Raw genomic sequence first — 851 nt, forward strand, 5'->3', positions numbered from 1 at the left:
CGCGACAGCCACCACCGCCGTCAGACCGTCCAACTCGCCTGATCACGAACTACGGCTGGAGTACTAGTCCGCTAGCAACACTGCGATGCTGCGAGATGCGCCATCACCGTCGGCAAGAAGATCCGACCGCTTGTCTACCAGTATTCGTACTGCATCTATTGCGACCTCAAGTGCGCGCTCACACTGGGCGAACTCGGGCTGGGCAATCGATCGACTCCCGTGCACAACACCGCTCCGCAGCCTGTAGATCTCAGCTAGTTCCTTGCGGAGCGCTCGACGTTCAGATATCGATTCCCTCATGAGCTTGGCGAGACAGGCGGTGACGCGGAACGTCGGTTCCCCTTCCGATGTCCCGAAAATGTTCTCCCATGCAATGACGGAATCGATCAAGACGTCTACGGGATCACGCCTCTCCGCGACCGCTTTCAGGATCCGGGAGATCGCTAACTCGATCTTTTTGGCATTTGTTGTACGAAGAAGTTGGTACCATCGTGCCAGGCGTCGACTTCAGGCTGGTCGAGCTGGACGGGTGTGAACCCTCGTCCAAAGCGCGGATCCCTCCACGACGACCCGACCCCATCAGCCAATGGATCGTTTTCATGTTGCCAGGTCTGGACGATGTGCGGTCGGGTTTCCCGATCGACGGCCAAGACCAAGCTCGCCCGGAGCCAGAGGATCACCTGATCAATTTCATCTGGCAGCGGAACCTTCTCCTGCCATCCCGTCACGTCGTCCGAGGGACCAGGCAGCCACGCTCGATAGCGATACGGGAAATCGAGAATTACGGGCTCTTCACAGTTGAGGGTGTAGAGCTGATCGGCGCGTCGGTGGCCGGGTAGGGGTCGAGGTCT

General features: G+C 58.9%; 2 protein-coding genes. Both read right to left on the bottom strand.

The annotated features are described in order from the left end of the window. Nucleotides 1-63: 63 nt before the first annotated feature. Nucleotides 64-390, bottom strand: a complete 327-nt coding sequence (locus ACFPJ1_RS31250; RefSeq protein WP_380109389.1) for a hypothetical protein — start codon at nt 388-390, stop codon at nt 64-66. 53 nt (nt 391-443) lie between these two features. Then, nucleotides 444-851: hypothetical protein (locus ACFPJ1_RS31255; RefSeq protein ID WP_380109391.1), on the bottom strand; the 408-nt coding region annotated here is incomplete at its 5' end.

It is taken from the genome of Kribbella qitaiheensis, assembly GCF_042657745.1.
Classification (GTDB): domain Bacteria; phylum Actinomycetota; class Actinomycetes; order Propionibacteriales; family Kribbellaceae; genus Kribbella; species Kribbella qitaiheensis.